At 71.6% G+C, this 14,616-nt stretch carries 13 protein-coding genes; 3 read left to right on the forward strand and 10 right to left on the reverse strand.

Annotated features, from left to right (window positions below):
* Positions 1 to 11 precede the first annotated feature (11 nt).
* On the reverse strand, positions 12 to 1,745 hold the full coding sequence (locus ACLQ27_RS10010; protein WP_357576012.1) for a BTAD domain-containing putative transcriptional regulator: 1,734 nt from the start codon (positions 1,743 to 1,745) through the stop codon (positions 12 to 14).
* A 142-nt stretch (positions 1,746 to 1,887) separates the two neighbouring features.
* Here ACLQ27_RS10010 and ACLQ27_RS10015 point away from each other — a divergent pair, with 142 nt between their 5' ends.
* The gene (locus ACLQ27_RS10015) at positions 1,888 to 2,706 is read left to right on the forward strand and encodes a hypothetical protein (protein WP_357494589.1); all 819 of its coding nucleotides are present in this window, start codon (positions 1,888 to 1,890) and stop codon (positions 2,704 to 2,706) included.
* Between the two features lie 126 nt (positions 2,707 to 2,832).
* On the opposite strand, the gene ACLQ27_RS10020 is transcribed toward ACLQ27_RS10015, so the two are convergent.
* The 7 genes from ACLQ27_RS10020 to ACLQ27_RS10050 all read right to left on the reverse strand — a co-directional run bounded on the left by ACLQ27_RS10020 (position 2,833) and on the right by ACLQ27_RS10050 (position 9,105).
* Complete coding sequence (locus ACLQ27_RS10020) at positions 2,833 to 3,942, reverse strand: branched-chain amino acid ABC transporter permease (protein ID WP_357494593.1); 1,110 nt, start codon at positions 3,940 to 3,942, stop codon at positions 2,833 to 2,835.
* Positions 3,939 to 4,829, reverse strand: coding sequence for a branched-chain amino acid ABC transporter permease (locus ACLQ27_RS10025; RefSeq protein WP_234582425.1), 891 nt, complete (start codon positions 4,827 to 4,829; stop codon positions 3,939 to 3,941). Before ACLQ27_RS10025 ends, ACLQ27_RS10020 begins: the two co-directional genes overlap by 4 nt.
* Positions 4,826 to 5,548, reverse strand: coding sequence for an ABC transporter ATP-binding protein (locus ACLQ27_RS10030; RefSeq protein ID WP_234582437.1), 723 nt, complete (start codon positions 5,546 to 5,548; stop codon positions 4,826 to 4,828). The genes ACLQ27_RS10025 and ACLQ27_RS10030 overlap by 4 nt, the downstream gene beginning before the upstream one ends.
* Entirely contained in the window at positions 5,548 to 6,291 is a 744-nt protein-coding gene (locus ACLQ27_RS10035; protein ID WP_139586386.1) for an ABC transporter ATP-binding protein, read from the reverse strand. Before ACLQ27_RS10035 ends, ACLQ27_RS10030 begins: the two co-directional genes overlap by 1 nt.
* Before the next feature lie 3 nt (positions 6,292 to 6,294).
* Complete coding sequence (locus ACLQ27_RS10040) at positions 6,295 to 7,494, reverse strand: substrate-binding domain-containing protein (RefSeq protein ID WP_234582424.1); 1,200 nt, start codon at positions 7,492 to 7,494, stop codon at positions 6,295 to 6,297.
* A gap of 223 nt (positions 7,495 to 7,717) precedes the next feature.
* Complete coding sequence (locus tag ACLQ27_RS10045) at positions 7,718 to 7,906, reverse strand: hypothetical protein (protein WP_425866441.1); 189 nt, start codon at positions 7,904 to 7,906, stop codon at positions 7,718 to 7,720.
* Positions 7,907 to 7,992: 86 nt separating this feature from the next.
* Positions 7,993 to 9,105, reverse strand: a complete 1,113-nt coding sequence (locus ACLQ27_RS10050) for a glycerophosphodiester phosphodiesterase (RefSeq protein ID WP_357494596.1) — start codon at positions 9,103 to 9,105, stop codon at positions 7,993 to 7,995.
* Positions 9,106 to 9,247: 142 nt separating this feature from the next.
* Between ACLQ27_RS10050 and ACLQ27_RS10055 the strand changes: the two genes are divergently transcribed.
* Both ACLQ27_RS10055 and ACLQ27_RS10060 read left to right on the forward strand, forming a co-directional pair.
* Positions 9,248 to 10,582 carry a TrkH family potassium uptake protein gene (locus ACLQ27_RS10055; protein WP_357494598.1) on the forward strand — a complete coding sequence of 445 codons (1,335 nt, stop codon included), beginning with the start codon at positions 9,248 to 9,250 and terminating at the stop codon, positions 10,580 to 10,582.
* Positions 10,583 to 10,599: 17 nt separating this feature from the next.
* A complete protein-coding gene (locus ACLQ27_RS10060; protein ID WP_357494600.1) occupies positions 10,600 to 11,268 on the forward strand; it encodes a potassium channel family protein in 669 nt (222 codons plus the stop codon).
* 39 nt (positions 11,269 to 11,307) lie between these two features.
* On the opposite strand, the gene ACLQ27_RS10065 is transcribed toward ACLQ27_RS10060, so the two are convergent.
* Positions 11,308 to 12,951 (reverse strand): serine/threonine-protein kinase, encoded by a 1,644-nt coding sequence (locus ACLQ27_RS10065; RefSeq protein WP_357494602.1) that lies wholly within the window; start codon positions 12,949 to 12,951, stop codon positions 11,308 to 11,310.
* Between the two features lie 71 nt (positions 12,952 to 13,022).
* Complete coding sequence (locus ACLQ27_RS10070) at positions 13,023 to 14,585, reverse strand: fused MFS/spermidine synthase (protein ID WP_357494604.1); 1,563 nt, start codon at positions 14,583 to 14,585, stop codon at positions 13,023 to 13,025.
* Between the last annotated feature and the right edge of the window lie 31 nt (positions 14,586 to 14,616).

The following is a 14,616-nucleotide window of genomic DNA, read 5'->3' on the forward strand; positions in this document are numbered from 1 at the left end:
GGAGGCGCCGGTCACGATCCGCGCGTTCGCGCCTCGTCGGGTCGGGACGCCGGGGGCAGGAAGAGCAACAGGTCGCGCAGGGGCTCGGTCGCACTCGGAGGCAGCAGGCAGCGCGCCGCAAGCTCTTCCATCGAGGCGTACGGGCCGCGCAGCCAGCGGTCCACCACGATCTGCCGGCCCTGCTCGCTCGTCAGGCCGGGCAGGGCCGTGAGCACCTGCTCCGGGACCGCGTTGACGTCGACCAGTCCACCGTCGTCGAAGGTGCCGGGTAGGTCGGGCCGGCCAAGTCCCAGCTCGGCCCGGGCGGCCGGGTAGTGGTAGAGCAGGTAGCGGGCGTGCTCCCGCCGGATGCGCCGCTCCTCGTCGGCGCGACCCCGGGCGCTGTCCGGTCTGCCGGTGATCGCCTCCCAGAGTCCACGGCTGAGCAGGACCACATGCACCGCCCCGGCGAGCCAGGTGATGAGGGCCAGGCCGAGGAAGGTCACCGCCTCCGGCCCGGGCACCTCGGCGTCCGGATTCTCGATGTCGAGCATCGTCACCTCGACGACGAGCAGCGCGAGGTAGCCCACGCCCGCGACCGCGAGGCGCCAGCTCCGGCGCCAACCCGCGTAGGCCAGGATCACCAGCCAGGTCAGGCAACCGAACGAGAGCAGGACGAGCACCGTACCGAGGATCGTGACGGTCCTGCTCGCCCAGCGCGGCGCCTGCCGCCGCGGAGGTTTCGTGCCGCTCGCCGGGGGCGGCGAGTACGGAGGCGGCGGCAGGGGCGGCGGCGGCGAGAACGGGGGCGGCGCTGACACGACGGCCGGCGCCGCCGGTCCCGGTTGGGTGGGGATGAGACCGGCGGGTGCGACCACCGGCCGCGGTGTCTCCGGTTCGGGCGCCGTGGCGACCACCGGCCGCGGTGTCTCCGGGTCGGGCGTCGTGGCGGCCACCGGCGGCGGTGTCTCCGGTTCGGTGGAGGGCTTCGCCACCGACAGGGTCGGATCGGAGCGCAGGATGCGCCGGTGGAGTTCCTGCAACACCTCGCCCGGCTCGATGCCGTACTCCTCGCGGAGCAGGTCGCCGAACTCCCGGTAGGCGGCGAGCGCCTCCGCCTGCCGCCCGCTGCGATAGAGCGCGAGCATGAGCTGGTGTCGCAGCCGTTCCCGGACCGGGAACTCGGCCACCAGCTCCACCAGCTCGCCGACCGTCTCGCGGTGCCGGCCGAGGTCCAGCGTCAGCTCAGCCCGGGTCTCCAACGCGACGGCCCGCAACTCCACCAGCCGCTGCCGGGCCGCCTCGAAGATCGGTCCGGTGAAGCCGGTGAACGGCTCCCCCTGCCACAGGTCCAGGGCGGTGGCCAGCTCACTCAGCGCCTGCTCGGTACTCCCGGCCGCATGCCGCTGCCGGGCCGCCTGCACGCCCCGTTCGAAGCGGACCGCGTCCACCGCCTCGGGGTTCACCCGCAGCAGATAGCCGGCGTCGGTCAGGCTGAGCACCTGTCCCGGCGTACGCGGCGACCGGTCCGGTTCCAGCACCCGACGCAGTCCGGCCACGTACTTCTGCACGACGTTGGGGCCGTTCGCGGGTGGCTCCTCCGGCCAGACCGCGTCGACGATCTGCCCCGTGGACACCGGGCGACCGGCGGAGAGCAGCAGTACGGCGAGCACCGCGCGCTGCTTGCCCGGACCGAGGTCGATCTCCCGGTCGGCGTACCAGGCCCGCTGAGGCCCGAGAATCTCGAAACGCAGTTGGCCTGACATGCGAGTTTCCGCTCCTGACACCCCCGGGACAGCCGGACGGCAGTGCCCGGCAGCCGGACGGCAGCATATCGGCAGCCGAACCGCCGTGCCGGCCGGCAGCATCGTCGTCGGCAGAAGCCAGGCAGCGAGAAAGAGAAGTGCGATGACACAGGCAACGGGCACCGCCGGCACCATCCGACGGACGGTCTTCACGGCCGCCGCCGTGCTGGCCTCGACCACCCTGCTCGCGGGTTGCGGGTCGAAGAGCGAACCGGCCGCGGCGCCACCGAGCAGCCCGTCCGCCAGCCCGAGCGTCAGCCCGAAGGAGGCGCTCCTCGACGCCGTCCCGGACGGCACCGAGGGGGCGTTCCGGTTCAGCGGCAAGGACGCGTCGAGCACTATCGACGGCCGGATCGACCCGGCGGCGAAGGCATTCGAACTCAACATGGTCATGCCGCCCGACGACGGCATCGTGGTGAAGATGTCGTTCCTGGTGATCGAGGACCAGAACTGGGTGAAGGCGAAGTTCAGCGGCCGTCCCGGACTGCCGAAGTTCCCCGACAAGTGGATGAAGCTCGACCCCACGAAGCTGACCGACGCCGCGAGCATCCCGACGTACGACGGCGTGGACCAGGGCAACGCCGGTCCGCTGATCCAGGCCGCCACCTCGGTCGAGGAGAAGAGCCCCGGTCAGTACGCCGGGTTCATCGACGTGAGCGACACGGAGGCGGCGAAGGCGCTGGAGGAGGGCGAGGCGGCGGCCCTCGGGGAGGCCGCCAAGAAGGTGCCGTTCACCGCTGTCGTCGGCGCGGACAAGCACCTGGCCTCGCTGACGTTGAAGATGCCGGCAGCCGGCAAGGCGAAGGCGTACGACTACGTCGTGAAGTACGCCGACTACGGCAGCGCGCCGAAGATCAGCGCGCCGACCGGCGCCGCCGCAACGAAGGCGCCTGCGGGGGCGTACGAGCTGCTGAACGGCTGATCAACGACACAGAGGGCGGCGGCCACACGGGGGGCCGCCGCCCTGTGACGCACCCTGTCGATCATGAAGTTATCGCCACCCGCGACGGCGTGTCGTGGCAATAACTTCATGATCAACGGGGTGGGTTCACCGGCGGGGGGACGGGCGGAGGGATCTGGTCAGGGCGGTTAGGCGGGGGGCGAGGCTGGTCATGCCTCCGGGGAAGAAGTACACGGCCAGGATGAAGACCGTGCCCAGGACGAACAGGGGCTGGCTCAGCGGGTGGCTGAGGACGGCCGGCAGGTTGTCGACCGCGTCGCTCGTGCCGAACGCGGTGAGCCGGTGGTCCAGGTACATGTAGAGGACGCCGCCGAGCACCGGCCCCCACCGGGTGCCCGGCCCGCCGAGCACCACCATGACCAGCAGCGACAGGGTCAGCTCGGAGGACGTGATGTGCGGTGACGCACCGCCGACGATCAGGACGTAGACCACCCCACCCGCCGAGGCCAGCCCGCCGGCCAGGGTGAACGCCACCAGCTTGTAGCGGTACGGGTCCAGCCCGAGCACACCGATCCGCCGCTCGTCGTCGCGCAGCCCGGCGAGCACCCGCCCGGTCGGCGACCCGCTGACCCGGTGCACGACGAACACCACAAGGGTCAGGTACGCCAACGCCAACCAGTACAGGTTGACCGTGTTGGTCACCCCCACCAGCCCGGCGGGCAGCCCGGACACGTCCAGCGGCAGACCCTCCTCGCCGCCGGTCAGCCCACCGAAGTCCCGGGCCACCAGGATCGCGCCGACCTGCGCGAAGGCCAGGGTGACCATGGCGAACGCGATGCCCACGGTCCGCAGCGCCACCGCGCCGAGCAGCGCGGCGAGGATCGTGCCGCCGGTGACGGTCAGCAGCGCCGCCTGCCACAGCGGCAGTCCGGCCCGGGTGACGAGGATGTCGGTGCCGTAGACACCTGCGGCGAAGTACAGCGCGTGCCCGAAGGAGAGCATCCCGGTCCGGCCGAAGAGCAGGTCGTACCCGGCCGCCAGCCCGCCGAAGATCAGGCAGATGGCGAGCAGTTGCAGGGTGCCGGGCGAGTTGACCGGCCCCTCGAAGATCCCCGGCAGGGAGATCGTCGAGTACGGCAGGATCGCCATCACGACCAGCGCGACCAGTGGCAGGAACGGGCGGACCCGGTGCCACCGCCCTCGCTGCGGGGTCAGTTCGTCGGGTACCTGCGCGGGAGGCGCGTCGATCACCGTCATGCCGTTGCCACCTTTCCGGCGATGCCCTGCGGGCGCAGCAGCAGCACCACGGCCAGCAGGCCGACCACGCAGATGTCGCCCAGCCCGGACGTGCCGTAGTAGTTGACGAACTGCTGCACCAGCCCGACCACGACCGCCGCGTACGCGGAGCCGACCACCGAGCCCATCCCGCCGATCACCACCACGATGAACGCGAAGATCAGCAGCGAGCCGCCCTGTCCGGGCGAGACGGTGCCGAAGTAGACGCCGCCGAGCGCGCCGGCGAGCGCGGCAGCGGCCCCGCCGATCGCGAAGACCAGGGTGAACGCCTTGCGCACGTCGATGCCGAGCGCGGTGACCATCTCCCGGTTCTCCACTCCGGCCCGGATCACCAGGCCATAGCGGGTCCAGCGCAGGAACGCCAGGATCGCGCCGAGCACCAGCACCGCCGCGACGATCAGCAGCAGGCCACCGTTGGGCACCTGCGCGCCGAGGATCCCGGTCACCTGCCGGGTCCAGTCGGGGCGCGGGAACGGTCGGGCGTCCGCACCCCAGGTGGCCTGGAGCAGCGCCACCCCGGCCAGCGACAGCCCGACGGTGACCAGCACCTGCTCGATGGTGCGCGAGTAGAGCGGGCGGATCAGCACCAGCTCGACCAGGATCGCCACCAGTGTGCCGGCGGCCACCCCGAAGGCGACAGCGAACACGAAGCCGAACCCGTCCGGGCCGGCGCCCGGCAGGTTGCCCGCCGCCCACCAGGTGCCGTACGCGCCGACGCCCAGGAACAGCCCGTGCGCGAAGTTGAGCACGTCGGCCAGGCCGAAGACCAGGGACAGGCCGGACGCGACCAGGAAGTACAGCGCCGCCAGGCCCAGCCCGGTCAACGTCAACAGGATCACCGTGCTCATGCCCTGACCTCCGCGCCCACACCCAGCAGCGACTTCGTCAGCGCGGTCTCCAGCAGCAGGTCCTGCGCGTTGCCGGTCCAGGCGACCCGGCCGGCGGAGAGCACCACCGCGTCGCGGGCCAGCCGGCGTACGACCGCCAGGTTCTGCTCCACGAGCAGCACCGGCACCGACTCCGCGACCCGTTCCAACACCTCGGCCACCTCGGTCACCACCTTCGGCGCCAACCCCTTGGTCGGCTCGTCGACCAGCAGCAGCCGGTTGTCGTTGAGCAGCACCCGCCCGATCGCGAGCATCTGCTGCTGCCCGCCGGAGAGCGAACCCGCCCGTTGGCGTCCGCGCCGGTCCAGCTCCGGAAAGAGCGCGAAGACCTTGTCGTACGCCGGAGTGGTGCCCCGCCGCTCGGCGAGCCGCAGGTTCTCCGCGACGGTGAGGCCGGCGAACACGCAGCGGTCCTCGGGCACGTAGCCGAGCCCACCGCGGACCAGCCGGTGCGTGGGCCGGGCCAGCAGACTCTGCGCGCCCATCCGGATCGTGCCGCGGACCTCGCCGGCGGGCGGGGTGAGACCGACGATCGCGCGCAACGTGGTGGTCTTGCCGACCCCGTTGCGGCCGAGCAGGACTGTCACCCCGGTCGGGGCGACGGTGAAGGACACGCCCTGGAGGATGTGCAGCCCGGAGATCCGGACCGACAGGTCCTCCACGGTGAGAATCGGTTCCATCAGAGCGACTCCCCGAGATACGCCTCTTGCACCGTGGGGTTGGCCATCACCGTCTCCGGGGTGTCGCAGGCCAGCAGCGCGCCGTGGTGCATGACGGCGATCCGGTCGGCCAGCTCCAGGATCACGTCCATGTGGTGTTCGACCATCAGCACCGCCCGGCCGCTGTCCCCGGTCAACGACTTGATGACGGCGACCAGTTCGGGCACGTCCTCGGCGCTGACGCCGGCCATCGGCTCGTCGAGCAGCATCACCCGCGGTTCACCGGCGAGCAGCAGAGCAATCTCCAGCTTGCGCTTCTCGCCGTGCGCCAGGGTGCCGGCCAGCGCCGTACCCCGGTGGGCGAGGCCGACCCGGTCGAGCGCCGCGTCGGCGGCGGCGGCGACCTCCCGGTCGGCCGCCGCCCGCCGCCACAGCGCCATCGAGCCCCCGCGGTGCGCCTGCACGGCGAGCCGGACGTTCTCCCGCACGCTGAGCGAGCCGAAGACCGACGACGCCTGGAAGGTACGGCCCAGACCGAGGCGGGCCCGCCGGTGCGGCGCAAGCCCACCGATGTCCTGCCCGTCCAGGGTGATCCGACCCTCAGTGGCCCGGCGCAGGCCGGTGATCAGGTTGAACAGTGACGTCTTGCCGGCGCCGTTCGGCCCGATCACGCCCAGGAACTCCCCGGGCGCCAGATCGAGGTAGACGCTGTCGACGATGGCGACCTCACCGATCCGCCAGGTCAGACCGCGGGTGGCGAGCATTTCTCAGCCCTTCATCGCCACGGCCGGCGGCGCGGTCTCGTCACCGGTGAGGCTCTTCTGCGCGGTCGCCGTGAAGGCGGTGCCGCTGCCGGTCAGCTTGGCCTGGAACATCGGCTGGAGCAGCGCGTGGTCGGCGGCCCGGATGGTCATCTTGCCCTTGACCCCGTCGAAGCTCCAGCCCTCCAGCGCGGTGACCATCTTGTCGACGTCGTCCCCACCCTCCTGCGCGGCGCGGACCACCATCTGGGCGGCGGCGAAGCCGTCCGGGTGGAACAGGTCGATGGTGCTGACCTTCGCCTTGAGGGCCTTGCTGGCCTCGGTGTCGGACGCACCGTCGAAGTAGTGCGACAGGAAGGAGATCTTCGCGCCGGCCGCGCCGAAGGTCGGCCAGGAGGCCCGGATGTCCAGCCCGGTGACGACAGTGGTGGAGGAGAGCACTCCCTGCTGGTCGAGCGTCTGCCACATGGCCGGTGCGGTCGTGCCGGCCCAGGCCACGAAGAGCAGATCCGGCTTGGCGGCCTTGATCTGGCTGGCGAACGGCGTGAACTCGGTGGCGCTGGCCGGGGCCCGGACGCTGCTCACGGTGGCGCCCGCGCTACCGATGACCGCCTTGACGGCCGCCTCGTTGGCGTCGCCGAACGCGCCGTCCTGGGCGAAGACCACCACCTTCTTGCCGGCCGGGTCGCCGATGAACGACTTGGCGGTCACCACGTCCTGGTAGGACTGCCGGCCCGAACGGAACGTGTACTTGTTGGCCCCGGTCACCGCGTCGGTCGCGGCCGGGCCGGAGATGAAGAGAACCTTGTTCTGCGCCGCGATCGGCGCGACCTGGAGCGCCACACCGGACGCGGTCGAGCCGGCAATGATCTTCGTACCCTTGCCGATCAGGTCCTTCGCGGCGGAGACCGCCTTGGCCGGGTCACCGGCGTCGTCGACCTCGGTCAGCTCGATCTTCCGGTCACCCACCTTGCCGGTGCCCTTGGTGGCGAAGTCCAGCCCCGCCTTGAACCCCTCGACGTACTGCTTTCCGTAGCTGGCCAGGGCTCCCGACTGGGAGTACACCAGGCCGACCTTGACCGGGGCGGCGTTGTCGCCGCCGCCGGTGGCGGTGTCCTGCGGGCTACCGCAGGCCGTTGCGGCGAGCGCCGCAGCCATCATCGTGGCGGCGGAGAGGAACGCCCGCCGCGTGTGCCGGACCGTCATCGCGACTCCAGGTGAGGACAGGATGCTGTGTTGTCGGCTCACGCTAGAAGTGACGTCACCCACGGGCTATGTGGCGGAAACACACAAGTAACCGGAAGGGGGTGGCCCGGGGTAACAGCGGACCGCACTACCACCCTCCGCGCCGGCCTCCCGATGGCCGCAAGCGCCGCAAATGGATCGACGGGTGTGTCGCCCTGAGCCATCCGCTATCCGCCATCCGCCGTCAGCCGCAGGCCGCCGTGGTCCGCCGGCTGCGGGCACCGCCGCCGACCCGCCGCCCCTCGATGGTCGAGCAGGCGAAGATCGTCGCAACTTCCCTGATGTTGCTGCCTCCGCCGGCCCCGAGACAGCAATTTCCCTGATGTTGCCGTCTCGTGCCGCGCTTCGCCCCGTCGAGATCGTGCTCGATCATGGATGTAGTGGCCTCCGGGGCGCGGCGAGGCCACTACATCCTGGATCGAGCACGATCTTGCGGGTGGTCTCGCGGCTCGGACTGGGTCAGAGGCCTGCGCGGGCGGCGACGGCGGTGTCCGGGTGGTCGCTGAACACGCCGTCCAGACCCAGGCCGAGGAAGAGTTCGTACTCGGACGTGATGTCGCCGCGCGCGTTCGGGTCGGTGCCGATCCGGAAGTCCACGGGGAGGAACTGGTTCTCCGCGCGGAACGTCCAGGCGTGCACGAGCAGCCGCTCGCGGTGCGCGTCGCGCACCACGTTCGTCGGGGCGAGCAGCTTGCCGGCGGCGTCGCGGGGCACGATCAGGTTCTTGTTCGCCCCGATGCCGTCGGCATAGCCGGCGATCCACTTCAGGCCGGCCGCCGTGGCGAGGTCCTGGTAGCTGCGGGTGTCGCCGGCGACGGTGAAGTCGTACGGGCGGCCTGTCGCGTCGAGCAGCTGGACGAGCTTCACGTCGGTCATCCGGCTCAGCCGGCGCAGGTTGGCCGTCTCGAACGACTGGATGAAGACCGGCGAGTTCTTCCGGTCCAGTTTGTTCCGCCGCAGCACCGCGAGCAGCGGCTCCTCCAGCGGCAGGCCGATCGACGTGAAGTAGCTCGGGTGCTTGGTCTCCGGGTAGATGCCGATGGTGCGGCCCCGTGCCCGCCCCTCGGTGCGAGCGAGGTCGATGACCTCCTGGAGGGTGGGTACCTCGAAGCGGCCGTCGAAGGCGGTGTTCGCCACGCGGACCTGCGGCAGCCGCTCCTTGGCCCGCAGCGTCTTGAGCTCGGCCAGGGTGAAGTCCTCGGTGAACCAGCCGGTAACGGCGACACCGTCGATGGTCTTCGTCGCCTTGCGGGCGGCGAACTCCGGGTGCGTCGACACGTCGGTGGTGCCGGAGATCTCGTTCTCGTGCCGGGCGACCAGGACACCGTCGGAGGTGGACACCAGGTCCGGCTCGACGTAGTCGGCGCCCATCCGGATCGCCAGCCGGTACGCCTCCAGGGTGTGCTCCGGACGGTAGCCGCTGGCGCCCCGGTGACCGATGACGATCGGCCGGTCGGTGCCTCGAACGCGGTCCGCCCCGGTCGAGGGGTCGGCGGCGGCCATGGTGGGCACGGCCACGGCGGCGGCGAGCAGCGCGCCGGCCACGCCGAAGATCGAGAGGGTACGTCGCAACGCCGTCTCCTGTCATCGAGGGTTGTCGCAGACAGCAGACCGCCCGCGATTGACCGGGAGTTGGTCGATGACTGGCCGGCAGGTGAATCTCCGGAATGGGCGTTCCCACTCGGGCGGCCACCCGGAAAAGGAAGATTGTCTGGTGCGCCGGTTACTCCGCAACCCCGTGCGGCTGGTGCCGCTGGGGTTCCTGGTGCCGATCATGCTCGGCACCGCGCTGCTGCTGACGCGCTGGTCGACCGTCCAGCACCAACGTCCGCCCCTGGTCACCGCCCTGTTCACCGCCACCTCGGCGGTGTCCGTCACCGGCATGGCCGTCACCGACACCCCCAACTACTGGTCCGGCGGGGGTCTGGTGGTGATCACCCTGCTCACCCAGCTCGGCGGCCTGGGCATCCTCACCGTCGCGGCGCTTGTCATCCTCGTCGTCTCGCGCCAGCTCGGGCTGCGCAACCGGCTGCTGGTGCAGGCCGAGACGGCGGAGTTCGGGGTCGGTGACGTGGCCCGGCTGCTGCGCCGGATCGCGGTGACCGTCTTCGCGTGTGAGGCGGTGATGACCGCGCTGGTCGCCGGCCGGCTCTGGTGGGCGTACGACTACACACCCGGTCGGGCCCTCTGGTCCGGCGTGTTCCATGCCATCCAGGCGTTCAACAACGGCGGATTCGCGCTCTACTCGGACGGGCTGCTGGCGTTCGACCGCGATCCGTGGGTGTCGCTGCCGCTGGCGTTCGGTGCCATCGTCGGCGGGCTCGGGTTCCCGGCCCTGTTCGAGGCCGTACGCGAGTGGCGCCGGCCGGCGCGTTGGGCGGTGGCCACCAAGCTGACCATCTGGGGCAGCGTGGCGTTGGTGCTGCTCGGGGTCGCCGGCCTGCTCGCCGCCGAGTGGACCAACGTCAGCACCATCGGCCTGTACGACGCCGAGGGCAAGGTGCTCGCGTCGTTCACCCAGATCGCGTTGAGCCGCACCGGTGGTTTCAGCGTGCTGAACATCCAGGACCTGCAGGAGGAGAGCTACCCGCTGCTGATCGTGTTGATGTTCATCGGCGGCGGTAGCGCCAGCACGGCCGGTGGCATCAAGGTGTCCACGTTCTTCCTGCTGGCGTTCACCATTTGGGCGGAGCTGCGCGGCGAGCCCGACGTGACGGTCGGGCACCGCCGGGTGGCCACCGCCAGTCAGCGGCAGGCCGTCACCGTGGCCCTGATCAGCGTCGCGCTGGTCACCGCCGGAACGATGCTGCTGTTGCTGCTCACCGAGGGCGTGCGGTTCATCGCCGCCCTGTTCGAGGTCACCTCCGCGTTCAGCACCACCGGGCTGACCATCGGCCTGGCCAGCGAGCTGCCGGCCAGCGGCCAGGTGGTGTTGACGGTGCTGATGTTCATCGGCCGGGTCGGGCCGCTCACCCTCGGGTCGGCGATCGCGCTGAACACCCGCCGCAGGCTCTACCGCTATCCCCAGGAACAACCAATTGTCGGCTGACGAGAAGGAGGGTCGAGGTGTCGGCGAGACGATCGGACGGCAGCGGCATCGTGGTGATCGGGCTGGGCCGGTTCGGGTGCCACCTGGCTGGCGCTCTCACCCGGATGGACCGTGAGGTGCTGGCCATCGACCGCGACCCGGATCAGGTGCAGCGCTTCTCGACCCAACTTGACCGGGTGGTCCAGGCGGACGCGACCGAGGAGGGCGCCCTGCGGCAGCTCGGCGTCACCAGCTTCGACCGGGCCGTGGTGGCCATCGGGGCCTCGGTGGAGGCGAGCGTGCTCACCGTGCTGGCGCTGGTCGAGCTGGGTCTGCCGCAGATCTGGGCCCGCGCCACCTCGCAGAAGCACGCCAAGATCCTGTCGTCGGTGGGCGCGCACCACGTGATCTTTCCGGAGGCCGAGACCGGGGACCGGGTGGCCCACCTGATCGTCAGCCGGCTGCTCGACTTCATCGAGTTCGACGACGACTTCGCGATCGCCACCGTCCGCGTGCCGCAGTCGCTGGCCGGTCGCACCCTGCTCGACCTGCGCCCGGAGGAGCGCTACGGGGTCCGGGTGATCGGCGCGAAGGTGCCGGGTGAACGCTTCCGGTACGCCTCGGACGACACCGAACTGCCGCAGGGCGGGGTGCTGGTCGTGGAGGGTGGGATCGACCAGGTGCAGCGGTTCGCGGGGCGACGCTGACGCCTCACCGCGGGTGACGAGCGTGCCCCTTAGGCACCTTCACCCTTTTCCCGGACCACCCGGCCCCTTCGCGGTCGCGGGCTTCGGCGGCTTCGCCTTCTCCTTCTGCGGTGCTTTCGGCGCCGGCGCCTTGGGAGCGACCTTCGTGGTGGTCTTCGTCGTCTTCCTGGTCGGCGCCTTCGTCGGGGCCGGCTTGGCCGGCGGGGCCGTGGACGGGGTCGTCCCGGCCACCCCGGAGACGCGTACGCCGCAGGTGGCGTCACCGAGCCGGAACTCCACCGGCAGCGGATTGGCCCCGCTGTACGTCCCGGCGAGGGTGAGCTTCTCGGCCGCGCCCGGCGCCAGAGTCGTCCGCTGTGCCGCGGGTCGGATCTGCACAGTGCCGCCCTGCTGCTGCACCGGGGCGGGCTCCGCCTTCGTCACCGTCTGCTGCCCGGGGAACGTGAAGTTCATCGTCCAGTCCCGCAGCTCGTGGTCACCGGTGTTGGTAAGGGTGAGCTCGGCGGTGAAGTCCTTGCCGGAGTCGGTGCGCAGCGCGTACGCCACCTCGCAGGGCGCCGGCTCGGGCAGGCCCATCCGCGCCTCGGTGGTGGGCCGGTCCTCGCCGCTGGCCGGGCTGCGGGAGGTGAAGCCCCACATCGCCCCGGTGACCGCGATGAGCCCGACGGCTGCCACCCCGGCCTCCACCCGCCGCCGCCGGCTCACCCGTCGGTCGCGGCTGCGCCGGGTACGCGACAGCGGCAGCGCGTCCGTCTCGGCCGACCAGGGCAGGATCGTGGTGCCGGCGTTGGCCAGCGCGGCGGGATCCAGCGGACCGCCGGCCGGTGACACCGGCACCGCCGCCAGCATGCCGGCCGCCTCGGCCAGGGTGCGGGCCAGCTCGGCGGTGCTCGGCCGGTCGGCGGGGCGCTTGGCCAGGCAGCGCCGCACCAGGTCGGTCACCGCGTCGGGCAGCCCGGGCACCGCCGGCATCGGGTCCGGGTCGCTGTACATGTGCGCACGCAGCATCTGCGTGGTCGTGTTCGCCTCCCAGGGCAGCCGGCCGGTGAGCATCCGGTAGAGCAGCAGCCCCACGGCGTACACGTCGGTGGCCGGGGAGACCTGGCCGTTGTCCAGCCGCTCCGGCGCGAGGTACGCGGGCGTGCCGAGGAGCGCGCCGTCCGGCCCCTTCTCGCTCTCCCCGACCAGCGCGGAGATACCGAAGTCGACCACCTTCACCCCGGTCGAGGTGAGCATGACGTTGCCCGGGGTGACGTCGCGGTGCACGACCCCACGAGCGTGCGCGGTGGCCAGCGCCGAGCTGACCTCCGCGCCGATGGTCACCGCCTCCCGCCACGGCAGCCGCATCTCCCGGCCCAGTCGACCGGCCAGCGAACCGCCGTCGACAAGCTCCATCACCACGTACGGCACGGTGAGGCCGACCTGGTGGGACTCGCCGTAGTCGTACACGTTGGTGATGTTGGGGTGGCAGAGCCGCGCGGCGGCCTGCGCCTCGACGCGGATCCGGTGCCGGAAGGCCCGGTCGCTGGCCAGCCGCGAGGCCAGCACCTTCACCGCGACCTGGCGACCCAGCACCTCGTCGTAACCGCGCCAGACCACGGACATGCCGCCCGCGCCGAGCTGCTCGATGAGCCGGTACCGCTCATCGAGGAGTTGCGCACCGTTCCGGTCCCCACCGCCCATGGTGGCCGATGTTGCCCGCAGGAGAACGGGCTACACCTGAAGGATCGGAATCGGTCAGGAATATCACCCGTTCAGGCGGTCGCCAGCAGTTGGTCCACCGGGGCGTAGTCGTCGGTCAGCACCATCGCCTCGCCGACGAAATCCGTGAGATCCGTGCCGGAGAGCAGACTGACGCTCCGGTCGACCTCGTCGAGGCGGGCGCGGACGGCGGCCAGCGGCAGTGGCGCGTCGGAGCCGACGATGAGAAAGTTGCTGCCCCGTTCCTCGGCGAGCGCCTCCGGTGGGGCGATCAACGCGACGTGGGTGAACTCGGCGGCCACCGTGGCCAGTTCGGCGCGGATGAACCGCAGCGGCGGGTAGTCGATGACGTTCTGCACGTACACGCCGCCGGGGCGGGTCACCCGCCGGATCTCGGCGGCCATCTCCCGGGTCGACAGGTGCCAGGGCACCACCAGGTGGCCGAACGCGTCGCCGACGACCAGGTCGCGGCTGTCCGCCGGTTCGCCGGCGACGAGCATCCGGGCGTCGCCCACCACCGTCCGCAGGCCCGGCCCCGGGCGTACGCCCAGTTCCCGCTCGCCCAGCTCGACGAGCCCGCCGTCGATCTCGAACACCACGTTGTCGGTGCCCGGTCGGGTGGCGCTCAGGTACGTCGGCACGGTGAACCCGCCGCCGCCCAGGTGCAGCGCGTCCAACCGCTGCCCGGCCGGCGCGACCACGTCGGCGGCCGCGCCGATCCACTTGGTGTACGCGTACTCCAGGTGCTTCGGGTCGGCCAGGTCGACGTACGAGTGCTGGGCCGAGTTGAGCAGCAGCGTCCGGCCGCTGGGCCGGTGCGGGTCCGTGGTGACCCGGGCGCAGTGGTACGCGGTCTCGATGTCGCACGGGTTCGGCGCGACGGTGGACAGTCCCGCCCCGAGCAGGCCGAGCACGGCCAGCGCGGCCCGGGTACGGGCCGGACCGGGCAGGTCGGTGCCCGCCTGCCGCCGCAGATACCACCCCAGGCCGATGCCGGCCAGCCCGAGCGCCACCGCCAACGACAGCAGGATGACGGTGCTGGGCAGGGCGGCGACCAGCACGAACCCGGTGAGCAGGGTGGCGGTGATCCCGCCCAGGGTGCCGATGCCGGAGAGCCGGCCGACCACCTGACCGGTACGACGCAGGTCGGCGAGTTGGAGCTTGACCACCAGCGGGGTGACCGCGGCCAACAGCGCCGCCGGCACGAACACGGCGAGCGCCACCAGCAGCAGGATGGCGCTGGCCGCCCCGCCCCGCAGGACCTCCCCGGCGTAGCGCACCACGGGCAGGGTCACGGCGGTGGCGATGCCGGCCAGCACCAGCGCGGGCGCCAGCAGTCCGCGCGGGTCACGCCGGTCGGCGAGCCAGCCGCCGGCCCACGCCCCGTACGCGATCGCGGCCAGCGCGATGCCGATGACCGAGCTGGTCACCTGGAGGGTCACCCCGACGTACGGGCCGACCAGTCGCAGCGCGACAGTCTCCAGCACCAGAACGGCGCCGCTTGCGAAGAAGACCAGGAAGGCGGCCAGGCCGCCCGGCAGCGCCCGGCCGGTGACCGGCACGGACGGGTCCGAGGAAACCGGCGTGGTCGCGACGTCGGACGATGGGGAGCTCATCGTCGCGATGGTACGCAGCGAAGCGGGCGTC

The organism is Micromonospora sp. DT63, from assembly GCF_049841615.1.
In the GTDB taxonomy this organism is placed as follows: domain Bacteria; phylum Actinomycetota; class Actinomycetes; order Mycobacteriales; family Micromonosporaceae; genus Micromonospora.

What these genes read in the sequence shown, in the direction of transcription:
- ACLQ27_RS10010 (WP_357576012.1), bottom strand. Translation starts at nt 1,745, where the DNA reads ATGTCAGGCCAACTGCGTTTCGAGATTCTCGGGCCTCAGCGGGCCTGG.
- ACLQ27_RS10015 (WP_357494589.1), top strand. Translation starts at nt 1,888, where the DNA reads ATGACACAGGCAACGGGCACCGCCGGCACCATCCGACGGACGGTCTTC.
- ACLQ27_RS10020 (WP_357494593.1), bottom strand. Translation starts at nt 3,942, where the DNA reads ATGACGGTGATCGACGCGCCTCCCGCGCAGGTACCCGACGAACTGACC.
- ACLQ27_RS10025 (WP_234582425.1), bottom strand. Translation starts at nt 4,829, where the DNA reads ATGAGCACGGTGATCCTGTTGACGTTGACCGGGCTGGGCCTGGCGGCG.
- ACLQ27_RS10030 (WP_234582437.1), bottom strand. Translation starts at nt 5,548, where the DNA reads ATGGAACCGATTCTCACCGTGGAGGACCTGTCGGTCCGGATCTCCGGG.
- ACLQ27_RS10035 (WP_139586386.1), bottom strand. Translation starts at nt 6,291, where the DNA reads ATGCTCGCCACCCGCGGTCTGACCTGGCGGATCGGTGAGGTCGCCATC.
- ACLQ27_RS10040 (WP_234582424.1), bottom strand. Translation starts at nt 7,494, where the DNA reads ATGACGGTCCGGCACACGCGGCGGGCGTTCCTCTCCGCCGCCACGATG.
- ACLQ27_RS10045 (WP_425866441.1), bottom strand. Translation starts at nt 7,906, where the DNA reads ATGATCGAGCACGATCTCGACGGGGCGAAGCGCGGCACGAGACGGCAA.
- ACLQ27_RS10065 (WP_357494602.1), bottom strand. Translation starts at nt 12,951, where the DNA reads ATGGGCGGTGGGGACCGGAACGGTGCGCAACTCCTCGATGAGCGGTAC.
- ACLQ27_RS10070 (WP_357494604.1), bottom strand. Translation starts at nt 14,585, where the DNA reads ATGAGCTCCCCATCGTCCGACGTCGCGACCACGCCGGTTTCCTCGGAC.